The sequence below is a fragment of the Candidatus Berkiella aquae genome (assembly GCF_001431295.2).
GTDB lineage: Bacteria > Pseudomonadota > Gammaproteobacteria > Berkiellales > Berkiellaceae > Berkiella > Berkiella aquae.
Genome location: NZ_LKAJ02000001.1, coordinates 1,136,321 through 1,152,242 on the forward strand (window position 1 = coordinate 1,136,321; position 15,922 = coordinate 1,152,242).

General features: G+C 39.1%; 20 protein-coding genes. 13 read left to right on the top strand and 7 right to left on the bottom strand.

Annotated features, from left to right (window positions below; all coding sequences use genetic code 11):
* Positions 1-6: 6 nt before the first annotated feature.
* The 4 genes from HT99x_RS05350 to HT99x_RS05365 all read right to left on the bottom strand — a co-directional run bounded on the left by HT99x_RS05350 (position 7) and on the right by HT99x_RS05365 (position 3,193).
* Positions 7-315, bottom strand: coding sequence for a hypothetical protein (locus HT99x_RS05350; protein ID WP_139016592.1), 309 nt, complete (start codon positions 313-315; stop codon positions 7-9).
* Between the two features lie 61 nt (positions 316-376).
* Positions 377-1,333 (bottom strand): glutathione synthase, encoded by a 957-nt coding sequence (gshB, locus tag HT99x_RS05355; RefSeq protein ID WP_200957117.1) that lies wholly within the window; start codon positions 1,331-1,333, stop codon positions 377-379.
* Positions 1,330-2,634, bottom strand: coding sequence for a glutamate--cysteine ligase (gshA, locus tag HT99x_RS05360; protein ID WP_075066083.1), 1,305 nt, complete (start codon positions 2,632-2,634; stop codon positions 1,330-1,332). Before gshA ends, gshB begins: the two co-directional genes overlap by 4 nt.
* A 22-nt stretch (positions 2,635-2,656) precedes the next feature.
* On the bottom strand, positions 2,657-3,193 hold the full coding sequence (locus HT99x_RS05365) for an NYN domain-containing protein (protein ID WP_075066084.1): 537 nt from the start codon (positions 3,191-3,193) through the stop codon (positions 2,657-2,659).
* Between the two features lie 96 nt (positions 3,194-3,289).
* Here HT99x_RS05365 and HT99x_RS05370 point away from each other — a divergent pair, with 96 nt between their 5' ends.
* Together HT99x_RS05370 and HT99x_RS05375 are read left to right on the top strand one after the other, a co-directional pair.
* Entirely contained in the window at positions 3,290-3,868 is a 579-nt protein-coding gene (locus HT99x_RS05370; RefSeq protein ID WP_075066085.1) for a TetR family transcriptional regulator, read from the top strand.
* Entirely contained in the window at positions 3,865-4,731 is an 867-nt protein-coding gene (locus HT99x_RS05375; RefSeq protein ID WP_075066086.1) for a phosphodiester glycosidase family protein, read from the top strand. Before HT99x_RS05370 ends, HT99x_RS05375 begins: the two co-directional genes overlap by 4 nt.
* A gap of 6 nt (positions 4,732-4,737) precedes the next feature.
* On the opposite strand, the gene HT99x_RS05380 is transcribed toward HT99x_RS05375, so the two are convergent.
* Positions 4,738-5,262 carry a hypothetical protein gene (locus HT99x_RS05380; protein WP_139016593.1) on the bottom strand — a complete coding sequence of 175 codons (525 nt, stop codon included), beginning with the start codon at positions 5,260-5,262 and terminating at the stop codon, positions 4,738-4,740.
* A gap of 371 nt (positions 5,263-5,633) precedes the next feature.
* Here HT99x_RS05380 and HT99x_RS05385 point away from each other — a divergent pair, with 371 nt between their 5' ends.
* Positions 5,634-6,263 (top strand): hypothetical protein, encoded by a 630-nt coding sequence (locus tag HT99x_RS05385; RefSeq protein WP_075066088.1) that lies wholly within the window; start codon positions 5,634-5,636, stop codon positions 6,261-6,263.
* 31 nt (positions 6,264-6,294) lie between these two features.
* Positions 6,295-6,957: a hypothetical protein gene (locus HT99x_RS05390; RefSeq protein WP_075066089.1), complete on the top strand. Its 663-nt coding sequence runs from the start codon at positions 6,295-6,297 to the stop codon at positions 6,955-6,957.
* Positions 6,958-7,015: 58 nt separating this feature from the next.
* Here HT99x_RS05390 and HT99x_RS05395 read toward each other — a convergent pair whose 3' ends face one another.
* Positions 7,016-7,726, bottom strand: a complete 711-nt coding sequence (locus tag HT99x_RS05395) for a glutamine amidotransferase-related protein (RefSeq protein WP_075066090.1) — start codon at positions 7,724-7,726, stop codon at positions 7,016-7,018.
* Between the two features lie 131 nt (positions 7,727-7,857).
* Between HT99x_RS05395 and HT99x_RS05400 the strand changes: the two genes are divergently transcribed.
* The 9 genes from HT99x_RS05400 to HT99x_RS05440 all read left to right on the top strand — a co-directional run bounded on the left by HT99x_RS05400 (position 7,858) and on the right by HT99x_RS05440 (position 15,303).
* Positions 7,858-8,766 carry a TIGR01777 family oxidoreductase gene (locus HT99x_RS05400; RefSeq protein ID WP_075066091.1) on the top strand — a complete coding sequence of 303 codons (909 nt, stop codon included), beginning with the start codon at positions 7,858-7,860 and terminating at the stop codon, positions 8,764-8,766.
* A gap of 106 nt (positions 8,767-8,872) precedes the next feature.
* Positions 8,873-10,417, top strand: a complete 1,545-nt coding sequence (locus HT99x_RS05405) for a hypothetical protein (RefSeq protein ID WP_075066092.1) — start codon at positions 8,873-8,875, stop codon at positions 10,415-10,417.
* 157 nt (positions 10,418-10,574) lie between these two features.
* Positions 10,575-11,720 carry a saccharopine dehydrogenase family protein gene (locus HT99x_RS05410; protein ID WP_075066093.1) on the top strand — a complete coding sequence of 382 codons (1,146 nt, stop codon included), beginning with the start codon at positions 10,575-10,577 and terminating at the stop codon, positions 11,718-11,720.
* Positions 11,721-12,206, top strand: a complete 486-nt coding sequence (locus HT99x_RS05415) for a DUF2269 family protein (RefSeq protein WP_075066094.1) — start codon at positions 11,721-11,723, stop codon at positions 12,204-12,206. It abuts the gene before it with no gap.
* Between the two features lie 153 nt (positions 12,207-12,359).
* Positions 12,360-12,968 carry a GNAT family N-acetyltransferase gene (locus HT99x_RS05420; protein ID WP_075066095.1) on the top strand — a complete coding sequence of 203 codons (609 nt, stop codon included), beginning with the start codon at positions 12,360-12,362 and terminating at the stop codon, positions 12,966-12,968.
* Between the two features lie 8 nt (positions 12,969-12,976).
* The gene (locus HT99x_RS05425; RefSeq protein ID WP_102134637.1) at positions 12,977-13,312 is read left to right on the top strand and encodes an SMR family transporter; all 336 of its coding nucleotides are present in this window, start codon (positions 12,977-12,979) and stop codon (positions 13,310-13,312) included.
* A complete protein-coding gene (locus tag HT99x_RS05430; RefSeq protein ID WP_075066097.1) occupies positions 13,309-14,379 on the top strand; it encodes an ATP-grasp domain-containing protein in 1,071 nt (356 codons plus the stop codon). The genes HT99x_RS05425 and HT99x_RS05430 overlap by 4 nt, the downstream gene beginning before the upstream one ends.
* Before the next feature lie 72 nt (positions 14,380-14,451).
* Entirely contained in the window at positions 14,452-14,667 is a 216-nt protein-coding gene (locus HT99x_RS05435) for a hypothetical protein (protein ID WP_075066098.1), read from the top strand.
* 90 nt (positions 14,668-14,757) lie between these two features.
* Positions 14,758-15,303 carry a hypothetical protein gene (locus HT99x_RS05440; RefSeq protein ID WP_075066099.1) on the top strand — a complete coding sequence of 182 codons (546 nt, stop codon included), beginning with the start codon at positions 14,758-14,760 and terminating at the stop codon, positions 15,301-15,303.
* A gap of 14 nt (positions 15,304-15,317) precedes the next feature.
* On the opposite strand, the gene HT99x_RS05445 is transcribed toward HT99x_RS05440, so the two are convergent.
* Positions 15,318-15,809, bottom strand: a complete 492-nt coding sequence (locus HT99x_RS05445; RefSeq protein WP_075066100.1) for a periplasmic heavy metal sensor — start codon at positions 15,807-15,809, stop codon at positions 15,318-15,320.
* Positions 15,810-15,922 lie beyond the last annotated feature (113 nt).

Consider the following 15,922-nt stretch of genomic DNA (forward strand, 5'->3'; position numbering starts at 1 on the left):
CTCCTGTTACTCAGCCTTGGTAATAATGCCACTATAATACAAACCAAATCCAAGCGTTGCTCCGACTAAGCCACCTATACCTAATCCTGCAAACATTGCAATGGGTAAAGTGACAAGGTTGGCTTGCAAGGCATTAGCCAAGATAGTTTGAACGGCAGCAGTAGGAAGGGTTTCGTAATATACAACAGCACTAAAAATACTACCGAAAGTGCCGCAACCAATAGCGAATATACTCGCAACAGTAAATGCTTCTTCTAAATTGCTTTGAAGGCCACCGTTGACAAGTTGAATTTCGTTTAGAGAGAGATTTCGCATTTTTGCTACCACCGTGCTATCAATTTTAGTTAGCAGAATGTAAATCATTTTATCGAATGGATCAACTTTTTATTTTTTTTTCAAGTTTATCCAAGATGACACAAGCAATATTAATGTTAAAAAGATTTTCAACTTCTCTTACGCCCGTTGGACTTGTAACGTTGATTTCTGTAATGAAATCTCCGATGACATCGAGCCCAACAAAAAATAATCCTTTTTCTTTCAATGTTGGACCGACTTGCTCACATAACCATCTATCTCGTGCAGTCAATTCATGTTTGATTCCTTGTGCACCTGAAGCAAGATTGCCACGGAAATCTTCTTTAGAAGGAATGCGTGCTAGTGCGTAAGGATAGGGTTCACCATCTATCAATAAAATTCGTTTATCTCCGCTTTGTGAAATTTGCGATATATAGCGCTGTGCCATGATGGGGTATTTGCCACGATGTGTTAAAAGTTCAACCATGGCATGAAGATTCAGATCACCTTCATTCGCCATTAAGACACCCTGTCCACCCATGCTATGTAAGGGTTTAATAATAATTTTATGATGCTTTTCAATAAATTGTTTGACTAAATGGATTTGAGAGGTGACCAGTGTTTCTGGACAACATTGACTAAACCATGTTGTAAACAGTTTTTCATTTGCGTCACGAATACTGCGGGGACGATTTAATATTAAGCATCCTTCTCGTTCAGCAAGCTCTAATAAATAAGTTGCATATAAATAAGCCACATCAAAAGGCGGATCTTTTCGCATCAAGACGATATCGAATTCACTTAGCAAGGTAGTGCGTGGTTCATCCAGAAATTCAACGAAATCGACAGGGCTATCTTTAACACGAATTTTCGAAGCAATAGCATTCACTTGGTTATCAGCTAAAAATAATTGCGAAGCTTCAAGGTAATAGATCTCCCAATGGCGCTTTTGTGCTTCTAGCATTAGGGCAAAAGTGGTGTCCTTTTTAGTTTTAATACTGTTGATAGGATCCATTACAACGCATAATTTAATGGTCATGTTTTATACTCTTGTAAAAGCGCTGTTTTTTCATAAGAGATTGCTAATGCTGCTAATCTTGCAATAACGCTATAGACATAAAATTGATTTTGAGCCTCGTGAGGACTGAGTCGATTATCTGGATTATTGCAGCACGCAGCAAAACTTAGTTTTTCAAAATGCATTCCAGGACTATTTAAATTTTCGAAAATATCTCTTGCTTGATGTACGCGATAAAAGCCGCCAATGACATGTTGTCCCAGCATATAAACCACGGGCTCCGCTACATTGTGATGAATGCCGATCGTTTCAAAAGTTGGGATCCCTTCCTGAATAATGACACGATCAACACTTTGTCCACCTTTACGTACAGACATACTCATACGTTGTTTGCGGTTTAAGGTTTTTAACTGCTTTGGATCATGAATGGGCATGACTCCCATACCGTAAGTACCGGCATCCGCTTTAATCACAACGAATGGTGAAAATTCTATATTATATTGATGATATTTATGTTGAATCTGGGTTAATAATGAGTCTGCCTTTTCTATTAGCGCATCTATACCTTCACGTTTGATAAAATCAATTTGTTGATGGTCAGTAAAAAGCGGACATATTTGCCAAACATCAATGTTAATTAGCTTTGCAAAATTTTCACAAATTTTCTGATAAAAAATACAATGTTGGGTTTTGCTGCGGATTGACCATCCTAAGATAGTATCTGGTTCAATGGGTTGTTCAAGCGCTTGCAATAAGGGCGGCACACCTTCTGAAAGGTCATTATTCAAAATGACTAAGCAAGGGATAAAATCGCCGACGGTTAATTTGTTATCAATCCGTTTGATAGGATGTAGTGTTAGCGTTTCATTATTTTCTAAAGCGACTTCAATGGGTTCATCTTCCAATAAAGTAGAACCAACACGCACTTCATATCCTGCTTTTTCAATAATCTGTTTGAGCGTAGCAACGCTTTGGTAATAATGCATATTCCTTGTGTGATTTTCAGGAATAATAACAATATTTTTACAATGCGGATAATAATCATTTAAAAATTGTTTTGCAGCAAGAATACAAAAAGGGAAAAAATCGGGATTGAGGTTATTAAAGCCCGCTGGAAAAACATTGGCATCAACCGATCCTAGCTTAAATCCCGCATTTCTTAAATCGACAGAGCTTGTAAATAAGGGAGGCTGTGTTTGCCAAGCTTCACGAAACCAACCCTCAATTTTAACTTGGTTATCAAGAATGTGTTTCTCTAATTCAAAGAAAGGCCTTGCATGTTGATGTGCAAGGTGGGGAATACTTAGTTTTTTAACATCCATATACTTTTCCCTGACTGTTCAATTATTTTTTTTCCTTGTCCTGGAAACGTGCTGGATTCCTTGGCTTCTTTTGTGATGATAAAGAGAACCAGTCTTCAGGTTGGATGGCATGAAAATAATCCGCTGCTTCTTTAAGCAGACTTGAAGTTGTTTTTTCCACAGCAGCGATTTCAACACGTACCCCATCCGATTTTAAGTGACGGACAAGATCAATATAATCAGAATCACCCGACATGATAATGATAGTGTCGACTTTACTAGCAAGTTGAGTGGCCTTAATAGAAAGCGGGATATCAGCGCTTTTGTGGCAAGGATGTACTGAACCATGAAAATGCTGATGTAAACGCTCTGCTAGTTTAGAAGAAATTTGACGCCCTTCACGAAAATAGATCAAACGATTTAATGAACGGTTATCGACTAGCTTGGGGATCAGCTTATCAAAGTTGAGCATGACACCTTCATCGCCCGTTTGTTGATGTAAACTAATTTCAATATTATTACCATCAACGAGAATAGCGACTGACTGACTCATTACAATGGATGGAGGTTGATAAACCATCTGGGTTCCTTTTAGCTATTTAACTATGCGCTTGACTTTAAGTGAATAAACGCTCACAATAAAGCTGGTTATTTAAATGTTCTGGTAAATAATATTATGCGTGATGGCAGTTCGACTCGCAAACGTTTAGAGCGTTGTGCATTAACCTTATTTGTTAAAAAAGGGATCACAGCAACCACTATTAAAGATATTGCACAGCTTGCCGGAGTTGCTGAAGGTACGTTGTACCGACACTATGAAAGCAAGGAAGAACTTGCAAAACAACTCTATTTAGACGCGCATGCCAGCATTTCTGCCCAAGTCAAAGAAAGTATTGTTGGAGATCATAATATCCAACATAAAATAAAGATTATGGTGCATTTCTTCTGTGAAAAATATGATGAAGATCCTATTCTGTTTAATTACTTATTATTAGCGCAACATGAACAGATAAAAGTATTATCTGAGAATGAAATGACCGCTCACGATATCGTTGTCCTAATTTTCAATGAAGCTTTGCGAAAAAAAGAAATGCCTAAGCGTGATACTCAGCTTTGTGCTGTTGTGTTACTAGGGGTGTTATTACAAGCGGCCATTTGCCGGGTTTATAATCGAATTACTAAGCCCATGTTAGATGATAGTGAATCATTAACTCAAGTCATCATCCGTGCATTAGAATTGACTCATGACTCATGAAAAAAATTCAGCTTTGCTTAAATTTACTATTTATCAGCGTCATCACACCGTGTTATGCAAAGACATTATTACCTGAACATCAGTTTCTGCAAATTCAAGGTCATGAAATCCATTTATTAAGCTTTGATCCAGATAGCGTTGAGATCATTCAAGTTAAATCCCCAGATAATCGTCGCCGATCAGTCACTGAATTTGTAAAGGAACATCATGCTTATGCCGGTATTAATGGCGGGTATTTTGCGATTAGTGATAATGGTGAAGGAAGTGCAGTGGGTGCCTTAAAAATACGGGGGGAATGGATAAACTTCCCTATCCAAAAAAGAGGGGCAATTGGCTGGAATAAAGTTGAACAAAAGCCTTATTTTGATCGGTTGATTACCAAAAATCGTCAAACGCAACCGGTGGTGGTTCCTGAATTTGATACTGGGCCTACTGCTCGCAAACGTTGGCAGCAATTTGATTATGTGGTAGGTGGGATCCCACTCTTGATGAAAAATAGTAAGCCGATAGTAGATTATCGACAAGAACAAATGATCACGTCTTTTAGCGAAGAGCGCCATGCCAGAACCGCAGTTTGTTTAAAAAAGGATGGAAAGTGGCTTTGGTTGGTAGCATCTCATACTAAAAAGCCTGATAGGCCACAGGTGAGCAAAATCATTGAAGGACTCACATTGCGTGAATTGACCGATATTCTTTTAAAACAAGGTTGTGTTGATGCCATTAACTTAGATGGGGGCGGTTCTTCAACTTTGGTGATTGATGGCAAAATTATTAATCAACCCGCTGGGGATTTCAATCCTTTGTTCCGAAGCTATGAAGAGCGCCCGGTATATGATGCAATGCTTCTTATCCCGAAAGGTTAGCGAGTGCTAACCTTTTTTTCCAGGGGGAATATTATAGTGTCTCAGACTATCTACTTGGGGGCTATGCGAGCCATGGCTTTTAAATTTCTGCTCATTGGCTAAATGCACAACTTGCTGCCCATGGTGCGGTGTGAATGTGGGTGCTGCCGTAATGACACTATTCTTAAATAGCTCTTTAAAGACTTGGTTAAGCTTCTTGAGCGCATTAGTGACGACCTTTTGTAATTGTTTTAATGCATTCACTGTTTTCTCCGAATTTTCATTGGCAGGCAGTAAAGATTGAGAGACGGCATCTTGTACTTCATCGCATTTGCCTTTGAATTCCTTCGCTACATTTTCAAGCGCAGGAGATTCTATTAATTCCTCAACAAAGTGGCTAATTTGTTTTTGCAATTTCTCTACAAAAACCGGTATGTCTCGTACGGAAATCGCTTTGGGTTGATTAGGGGAGTGGGAGTGTTGAGTGATCCAGTGAGATAATTCAGTTAAAGCATGCTCTAAGACCTTTTTAGCTTTTTTAGGAGCGACCATAAAAAATATCCTCCACAAGGTGGTAATTTTAGAAGCCTCAAAAGGCTCTTTTACACAAGTTCTGAGAGAGGCCTCTAATAAGAAAGACAATATGGCCGTGAAAAAGTTTCCCAATTGAAAATGTGCCATTCCCCGCATGCCATTTAATCATGCCATTCATCCTAGGTTGATATCATCCTATCCCCGAATGAAAAGCGCATTTCAGAAAAAAATTTATAAAAATCAGACAATTAAATCTTTTTTGGCAGGGGAAATGAGAATATTTCTTATATTTGGCGATTAGCTAACTTTGTATAATCTCCCCATGTCAAGTTACTACGTGTTACCAAAGGGCACAAAGCTAACTCCACTTAAGTATAAGGAAGATTAAAATGAGCTATATAAGAAGTCTGATTCAAGCGGTAACCCCTAGCATCGTTATCAATGGCTATTTCGCTGTTAAAAATTATTTTAGTAGGCCAACCCCAACCACATCAAGCGTCACGACTGAGCTTTTAGAAACCGAAGAAATGGCGCCAAAGGCAAGCCCACTTGCAACAGCAGCGACCAATTTTGCTGCAGATACAGGCAGAGACATTGCCTTTAATGCTGCAAGACTTGGTGTAATGCATGCTGCAGATTATGTTGCACCCGGTGCATCAGCTCTTACGGGAGCGGCAGTGAATATGGCATTTAATGGTACGCAAGCAGCTTTAGAAGGTGAAGATGTGAGAAAAGCCGTTGCAAGATCCGCTGCGAGTGCAGTAACGGCTGTCGCGATGGGGCCAATACCAGCTGCGTTGTTATCACCTGCAACAAATTATGTCGCCAATAAAGCAGTCGATCTTTATGACGTTGGTGGTATTACCAATGCTTATACCAACTACAAAAATCATGCTGAATGGGCAGCAATGCCATATCGTAAAAATTGGGGAGCGCCATTACAGCAAGATGAAATCAGTATTACTGAGGAAGATCTCGATATTAATGAAAGCTTTATGTTGATGTCGCCAGCTGCATAAATGTAAATGAATGAAAATAGGGGAGACTCAAATGTTAAATTTCTTTAGACGAACTTCAGAAATAACCGTTGAACCAACGGCTATCGTGGAAAATCCAAGTACGGCTTTAGTAGCACAGGGAGCAACGTCATCCACTTTAGTAGTGCCAAGTGCAGAGCCTGCACAAGAAGAAGGGAGTTATCACGGTATCATCGCTCAAGGTACTGTAATGAATGCGGCCATTGTCGCAATGCCTGTTGGCTCAACTATCGGAGGTTATTTGGGTCGAGTTGCAGGAATTCCAATCGCTGAAAGAGTCGGTGAACGTGTTGAAGAAGTGGTTAGAGCTGAAGTAAGCAGAGCAGCATCAGAAGCTTTAGCTGCAACGGGTTTATCAAGAGTCCCGGGTGTTGAGTGGCTGCTAGATGCTGAAGCCATGAACATAGGGCATGCTGCAGGTGAAAGATCGCGTCAAGCAGCGCTGAATGCAAGTACTGCAACAGGTGCCGCAGCAGGTGGCTTCATTGCAGGTGCGGGAACGGTCGCTCTTCTTGAAGCAATTAATGGTATAGGATTGCTTTACACTCGATTTCTCGGCGCTTCCTACCAAAGCAGAAGCGATGATCGCTTAAGAGCATTGGCAGCGGCTCAAGATCAGGAAGAAGAAAGAGCCCTTGCAGCTTCTTCATCGGCTCCTTCTTTGCGTCTTTCTTAAAACCATCATTAAATCATCTCAAAAGAGACCTCATTTAGGTCTCTTTTGAGGTTACCCATTATAAAATGTGGGAGACTTCATCTAATTGCGCATACCAATGATCTAAAATATGAAATAACCACAAATTCATTTGCGTGAAATCACTGGTGAGTATTTGTTGTGCATTGTTTATAAAGCGACCCGCTGTTAAATCTTCTTTAGCGTGCTCAAGCAGGCCTTTGGCGACACTGGGTGTCATTTCAAAATGGCATTGAAAACCAAGGATACTAGGCGAAAACTCAATGATTTGTCTGGGACACCCTTCACTGGTTGCGAGTATTTCTGCCCCATTAGGTAATCCTGGCATATCATTATGCCAGTGAAACACAGGGAAGGAGTCTGGTAAATGTTGCAAATAGGGGTGACGTTTACCTTCCTCTGTCAGGCTAAGATTAAAGGTTCCTACTTCTTTTTCTGGACTTTTTTCCGTTTTGGCGCCAAGACTTTCTGCAATAAGCTGGGCTCCTAAACATACACCAATAAAAGGATGATTTTTTTTAAGCAATTTTTTCATCCATTCAACCTCTTTTACGAGATAGGGATATTGCTGATAATCTTTTGCATTTTGCGGTCCACCCATCACAATCACGGGTTCATTCGCATGAATCTCGGGTAATTCATCCCCTGCGTAAGGGCGATAAAGTTCAACGGATAGTTTTTTATGTTTAGCCCATGGCACAATCGCGCCCGCAGGTTCAAAGTCGGCATGTAAAATGATATGGCACTTCATTATTTTCCCCCTGGAGGTCTTTATGTGTCAGGATTATATACCCATTACACTTGAAGATGCGAAGCATAACTTGAAGTGTACCTTGTCTATACTGTAAAGAGCAGCCATCCGATCAAGAAAGAGATAGAACGATGAAGCAAATATTAATAACAGGCGGTACCGGCTTAATTGGTCAAGCTTTGTGTGAGGCTTTGATTCAAAAGGGTTACCATATCACGGTACTGACTCGTGATGTTCACCAAAGGCAGCGTCTATTTATTTCGCAAGAAAGTATCACCTTGATTGATAGTCTGCAAAAAATTAAATCCGAAACTATTTTTGATGCGGTGGTAAACCTTGCCGGAGCTCCAATTGCAAAGCGATGGACGACGGCTTATAAGCGTACTATTGTGCAAAGTCGAATTAATCTTACCCAAACTTTAATCGATACTTTAGCCAGGCTTAAACAGCTGCCTCAAACCTTGGTCAGTGGATCTGCCATTGGTTTTTACGGGCCTCAACAAGATCAAGAACTCATTGAAACAAGTTCTTTTACACCTAGCTTTAGTCATGAATTATGCCAAGCCTGGGAAGATGAAGCCAATAGAGCAAAACAACTGGGCATTCGAGTGGTTAATTTACGCACTGGCATTGTCTTGAGTAAAAGGGGGGGGGCGCTAGCGAGGATGAGATTGCCATTTCAATTGGGTTTAGGGGGGCCGATTGGTAACGGCCAGCAATGGATGTCATGGATCCATCATGAAGATATTGTACGAATTATTCAATTTTGTATTGAAAAAGAAATAGAAGGCCCCGTGAATGCAACTGCGCCATTTCCGGTTACCAATAAAGTGTTTGCAAGTACTTATGCAAAGGTACTTCATCGGTGTGCTTGTTTACCTATGCCAGGATGGTTATTACGTTTGCTAATGGGGCAAATGGCAGAAGAACTTTTGCTGACAGGACAAAGAGTGATACCTGATAAACTACAGCAAACAGGTTTTAGTTTCGAATACCCTATTTTAGAAAAAGCACTAAAAAATACAGAAAACTCTCATTAACTGTTTTACTTTATTCTAACAATGGTGTAAGTTAAATGCCAAATAATTACAATTCAAATATGAGTTAATTAACTTATATTCATTATTAAAAAGTTAGAGGTTTGACATGTTAAAGTTTCGTTCGCTAGGTGATGGGGATTGCCTTTATAACACCGAAGCAGTTTGGCTGATTAGCTCGTTTACGCAGGGGAAACTGGATCCCTTATTTAAAAATAAAACCCGTGTTAACGAGTTCCATAAATTGTTAAAAGCGTTTGAAGCAAATGAATTAACCGAAGTTGCAGAGAAACCATCAGAGAAAGCAGTAAGAGATGGATTTACGCAGCTGGTTGAAAATTTCACTGAAAACGGACAAATTCAATGGGTGGGGTTACAACAGCACTTATCCATTGCATTACGACAGCACGTCCAAAATATCATTATCACCGATGAACCCACTAAACGATCAGTTAAAGGTGAATTAACACGCGCACTCAATCAATGTATTGATATGGCTTATGTTGATGGTGCGTTAGTAGAAGATCTGGAAGTGGGTGGTATTGATGGTTCACATTTTGAAGGAATGGAAACCATTGTAGAAAAGATTGCTGAAATTCTTCAAGATGATAACTATCTCAGCGCAGATGCAAAAAAGGCCGCATTGCGAGCATGGTTTTTTGAGGGAGAAGCTGTCGGTTTTAACGAATACCTTCAAGGTGAAAATGGCATTGGTAATGTGAGCGTTCATGCCGGAGATATCGAATTGAAAGTACTTTCCTCTAAATTGGGGATTGTCCATAAGACTTTCATGAGAGGGGCAATAGAAGATGAACGAGCAGCAACTTACTATAATGGCTTTCAAGCAGAAGACAAAGCACGAAAAGTGGGTAAAAATGCACTCATCTTTGCTTTTGAAAAAACCCCTATCCATTGGAATTGTTTATTAGAAGACAACCCTGCTAATAACCGGATCATTCAAGCCTATAATGCTCAACGAGCAGAGCAAACCAAATTAGAAATTTTAGAAAAACATGGAACGTTTAAAAAACACCACGCTAAAAATCTTAAGGACCTTTCGATTAAAGAATATTGTCAGATCCACAATATAACTCGTGCGGAATATAACAATCCTTCTAAAGTTAAAAAAGAAGAACAGGAAAAAGCCAGGCAAGCTGCAAAAGCGAATGACAAAGGATCTAAATCTAAACCTACGTCAAAAGCGCAAAGTTCTTCATTAAATATTTCGGCAAATATCGAAGTGTCAGATTATGCTTTATATTTTATATTGACTGCTGCTGTTGTTGCTATCATGTCGCAATTTTTGTTAATGCCGATGTTGACGCCTGCACTGACAAGCTTGTTTGTTGGTACAAAGCTTGCGTCTTACATAAGCATATTAGCGATTGGAATGACGTTGGGTATCAGTACTTTGGCAGGATATCTTGTTGCTGAGAAGACGCAAACCAATAACGAGTCAGTAACGCCTGCAAAGCCAAGTTCCGCTACTAAGAATGCCGCAGATAAAGCAAAGAATGATGTGATTGATCTGACCGATAAATCACCCACCATGCTGATTTATCAGAACACACGCGCTCAAGCAAAAAGACGTGAGCAAGCTGCTGCTTCTGATGCATTGGGAGAAAGTTGTACTGTTCGCCCAACCTTACATTAATCCTTCCGATCTTTTTGTGCATAGATTGAACCTATGCACAGCAATTTTCTGCTAGCGCTTTCATAGCTATCAAACAGATATACCGCTCATTGCTGAGCGGTATATACTTAAAAGAGTTATAATCCAAATTTAATATGATTCTCAATCAAGGAGCCATGTGGTGTTCGAGCCTGTGCACAATCCTAGGGTGTTGATCCTGGGGGGCTATGGTAATTTTGGTAAGCGTGTAGCTACTTTGCTGCTAAAAGATCCGAACCTTGAAGTTATCTTAGCGGGTAGAGATATTACCAAAGCACAACAAGAAGTGGCTCGATTACAACAACAAATTCCTCATGCTAACATAACGCCTTTGCAACTTGATTGGCGTGCCTTTGATTTTAAAGAAAAACTTAAAATAGCAGCGCCTCATTTATTAATTCATAGCGCAGGCCCTTTTCAAGCACAAGATTATTCCGTTGTTTATGCCTGTATTGATTTGAAAATTCACTATATCGATCTTTCTGACGCGCGTGAGTTTGTGACGGGAATCATTACTTTAGATGAATTAGCAAAACAACAGGATGTGGTGGTACTGAGCGGTGCAAGCTCGGTGCCTGGACTATCGTCGGTTATCATTGATAGCTATGCAACAAAATATACTGAATTACGAGAAATTGATTTTGGCATTGCTCCTGGTAATAAAGCAGAGCGGGGTAGTGCGACGATTGAAGCTATTTTAAGCTACACCGGTAAACCTTTTATGCGCTTAGAAAATGGGCGATGGAAAAAAGTCTATGGTTGGCAGAACCTACATCGGCATTACTATGGCGATAATATTGGTTTACGTCTACATGGTAACTTAGATATACCTGATTTAGATTTACTACCAGACAGATATCCAATGCTAAAAACGGTCACTTTTCATGCAGGTTTAGAAGTCCCTCTTTTGCATTGGATTATGTGGCATATGTCATGGTTAACCAGAGCAAAAATTGTTAAAGACTGGTCTGCATTTGTTAAACCTATTAATAAATTAAGCCATTGGTTTGACAATTGGGGTACAGATTGTGGGGGAATGTTTATTCATTTATCTGGATCGAATCACGATTATCAGCCATTAGATATATATTGGACATTGGTTGCTGATAAAGGTCATGGTCCTTATTTACCGGTAATACCCAGCGTGATTATGGCACATAAAATATTAGATAATTTAGTACCAGCCGGTGCAAGGCCGTGCTTAGGATTATTTACCTTAGCAGAGTTTGATGAGCAGATTAAAGATTGGGATATTTACTACACCGTGCAAGAGGTGGTGAGTTAAATGGAATATTATTTATTCTTAAAATTTGTTCACATTATTACTGCAACCTTTTTATTTGGCACCGGCATTGGTACGGCATTTTTTATGTTGATGGCATATTTAAGTGGCAACATTGCGACAATAAAGCAAACCACTCGGCATGTTGTTTTAGCAGATTGGATTTTTACCACACCCTCCGTTATTTTACAGCCGATTACCGGTATTGCCTTAATGTGGATATTACACTATCCATTCAACTCATTATGGTTTGCTATCGTCATTGGCTTATACATATTCACAGGATTTTGTTGGATACCTGTCGTTTTTATTCAATACCAATTAAGAAATCAGGCCGCTACTTTACAAGATTCGACCATTTTGCCACCCCGTTTTCGCTATCTCATGTTTTGGTGGATTGGTTTAGGCATTCCCGCCTTTATTTCCGTGCTCTTAATTTATTGGCTGATGGTAAGCAAATGGGGACTTTCTGACACTTTATTCTCATAGGTATTTATTCAGAAAGAAGTTCGAATAACAAAGAAAGACGTCAAGTTCCCTTTCTTTACGTATGCGGACACAGTTAATGCGTGTATTTCTCGCAATAAAAAGTTAAAATATAAACTAAACTGATAGCATTGACATGAGGCACAACGAGGATTCATGCAGTACGGACCCATTCCACTTAAAGTGATAAAAACAGATAGGCTAATTATTCGGCCGGTGCGAATTAGCGATGCGGCAGCAATGCATGGTGCTATGAAAGCAAGTTTTCAAACATTAAAACAATGGATGCCTTGGGCACAGTCTCTTGCTTCCTTACGAGATACCGAAGTTTATTTGGCGCACGGTGAAAAAATTTGGAGTTCACCAGCCCATGAAGGTATCGAGCAGCCATTGCAGATTATGGATGTGAATGACAAAATTTATTACGGTGCAACTGGTATTAAACCTGCAAATTTAATGATACCCAGTTTTGAGATAGGTTATTGGGCCAATCAACCCTATGCTGGAAAAGGAATCATTACGGAAGCAATGAATGCACTTTCTCGCTATCTATTTGATGTGTTAAAAGCGAAGCGAATTGAAATTAATTGTGAAGAAAAAAATATTAGAAGCGCTCAAGTGGCAATTCGTTTAGGATATCAAGAAGAAGGTAAGCTTCATAATCACCGCTTAAATGCCAGTGGTAAAATGTTGTCGAACTCGCTCATTTTTGGTTGCACTGATATTGCCAAATTACCTCCTCTTACTTATCAATATGAAAAATAAATAGGTCTGTGGTGTCGTATTTGTATCTTGCATTGGCAATTATTGCAGAGGTTATTGCAACAAGCTCACTAAAAGCCTGCGCAGAATTTACTATTTTACTGCCGAGTGTTTTAGTGGTGCTTGGTTATTGTTTTGCTTTTTATTTTCTGATGCTCAGCTTACGCACCATACCTGTTGGGGTTGCTTATGCAATATGGTCTGGTGTGGGTATTGTTATTGTCACGTTGATTAGTTATTTTCTGTATCGCCAAATACTTGATATACCAGCAATGGTCGGAATAGGTTTTATTATTGTCGGTGTTGTTATTATTCAAGTATTATCGCGCGTCACTGCCCATTCATGATAAAACCATCACCCTCTTTTTATTTTTTCTCTTATGTTCCTGCGATTCGTTATCATATATCTCGTTTATTATCACAACAGGGATGGATTGAAGCACCGAATGCAAAAAGTGCCGATCTAGGCGATAGACATTTAAGTATCAACGATGAAATCTCAAAAAACCTTGAATACAAACATTTATTAGCAAAATTGACGGCTAATATTACCCCTGCAATTATGCCATTAACGTATGAAATAAATGATGATAATTGCCAGCAAGTTTTTGCAAAGATCATTTATGAACATTATCTTATTAAACGTCAATATCAGCAGACGATTCAAGGGCTCCAATGGATTTTAAAACCCTCAATGCTGAATAATGGCGATGAAATACATCTTTTTAATAATATCGAAGAAGTCAAAAAACACTATGCAACGAGTCATCGTGTTGGTGGGGAACATGTATTACAACGCTATATCAGTAACCCAGCACTGATTAATGAAAGAAAATTTACTTACCGCTTACATGTTGTTGTAACCAATTATGCAGGGATCTTTCTGTATGATCAGGGTTATATCAATATCAGCGCATTACCATTTTTGATTAACGATCATTTGATCAATCGTAAAATGCATATCACCAATTATGTACTTGATGGCGTGTTATCGCATATTGAACAACGCTCTACCAATACTTTACCTGATTTTGTGCAAGTTTATGAAGACATGAAATTCATTGTGAAAGCGGTGTTCAATGCGTTGTGCAAAAAAGAGCCATCTTACTTAAAGTTCCAGAACGAAAAGCATTTTGAAATTTTTGGTTTTGATTTTATGCAGGATGAAACAGGAAAGCTTTGGTTACTTGAGATTAATCAAGGACCAGATGCGCCCACTTTTGAAGATAATCATCTACAAGCGACATTGTGGGATCGTTTTTGGCAAGATATTATTGATGAATTTGTTATTCCTTGTGCTTTGAATTTACCTCCTAAAAGTGATTATGCTCATTTTACTCGGATAATCGATATCAATGAGGGATATTCACCGTGTCGAGATTTTTTTCATCGACTTTTTCACCGTTTCACCTAAAAATTTGCTCTTAGTTGGCAACAAACACGGTATACTGATTGTTTTTCACTGGTTTAATCAAGGTTATTGGTTATGATTAATTCGCGCTGCGAATCCGAAGAGAATGCTTTAGAAGACTATGGCGCAGATATTGTCTCTGAGCTATTTGGAGAGCCCCAAGAGCCGCCTAACACGCTTTTATGGATGGCTAATAAGATTTATCATTCGTTAGCTTATTTAGCAGGTTATGTTCAAAGAGAAGAAGTGTCTCATTCTGTTGCAGAGTCCAGAACTCGGCTGTCTAATTAACCTTCTGTAAATCCGTTCTGTAGTTTTTTGCTTATTCATGAACTATTTCTAACCTCATACGAATCATAAAATTGGTGCGAGGTCGGATTGATGTTTAGTGTAGGTAGTAAATCTGAACGAATGGCGAAATTGGCTGCGATGGGAGTCGGTTCGTATTTAGTGTGGTATTTTGCTGGCCCTTTAGCAGGAGAGGTTGGGCGGCATGCATTTGAAAGTTATTACTATTTTCTGCATGGAACGCCTTCATTTTATTCTTTTGAATATTGGGTAAATTATATGCCATTACGAGGGCATGCAACTTTTTACGCTTATAAATATGGTGATATGTTTTGTGCTGCATTATCAGCACCTTTCTTTTATAAATTACCAGACGTTCTTCGTTATTGTGTGGGTCGAAAAACACCAAACAAGGACGTTAGCATTGAAAATGAAATATCAAACAAGCAAGCGCTTAATTTATCGGCTCTTTTAGAGAATGAAGATCCTGATATGCCGCCAATGAGTATTCGCAGAACGGTTTCGTTAGATGGAAGGCGACATAGCTTCAATCCTTCACCACAATCTGGTATACAGGGTTCAGTTTCCGCAAATGAGCTGTCAAAACGTCAAAAAAAATCTGCCAAACCCCATATCTAATACATCGGTGTGACTTAAGATGTTTTATCGTCAGGTGGTGTTACTTTTTTAGCAGTGTTAGGCTTGCGTAAAGCCGAAGCTGCTAAGGCCTTTGCTACTTTAATGCGTTCTTGTTGCGGAAGTTTAAGCATAATTTGAAAAGTTGTTTTTTGAGCCAATGCAAAATTCTTTATCGACAATTGATAAGTTTGCTCAAAGAGATCGCCGAGTAATTTTTCATTCAGTGGCTCTTGGGCGAGAACTTGCGCAATTTGTAAACGAATTTGGCGAATTTGATTTTGGTTAACAAGAATTTCTTGCTGTTGTTCCTTCATAAAATCGCTGAGTTTCTTTTGATTTTCTTCAGGAAGCGTTTTATATATCCCTTTCATTTCTTGGGTTAGCGCAGCGGTTGTAACTGGCTCAACCGTTGATTGTGGTTTATGCCCCATAAAATAGCCAACAATAAAAATATTGGATGCAACCGATAAACATAAGACTAAAATCAGCCATTTATTTTGATTCATGGTTATGATTCCTAAAGGGTATTAAACAAGATTATAGATGCTAGTGAGTAAATCGGATAAATTAGGTGTATACTCACTTTTAAAGCACACGCAAGAAGGTAGTAGATCCTTTA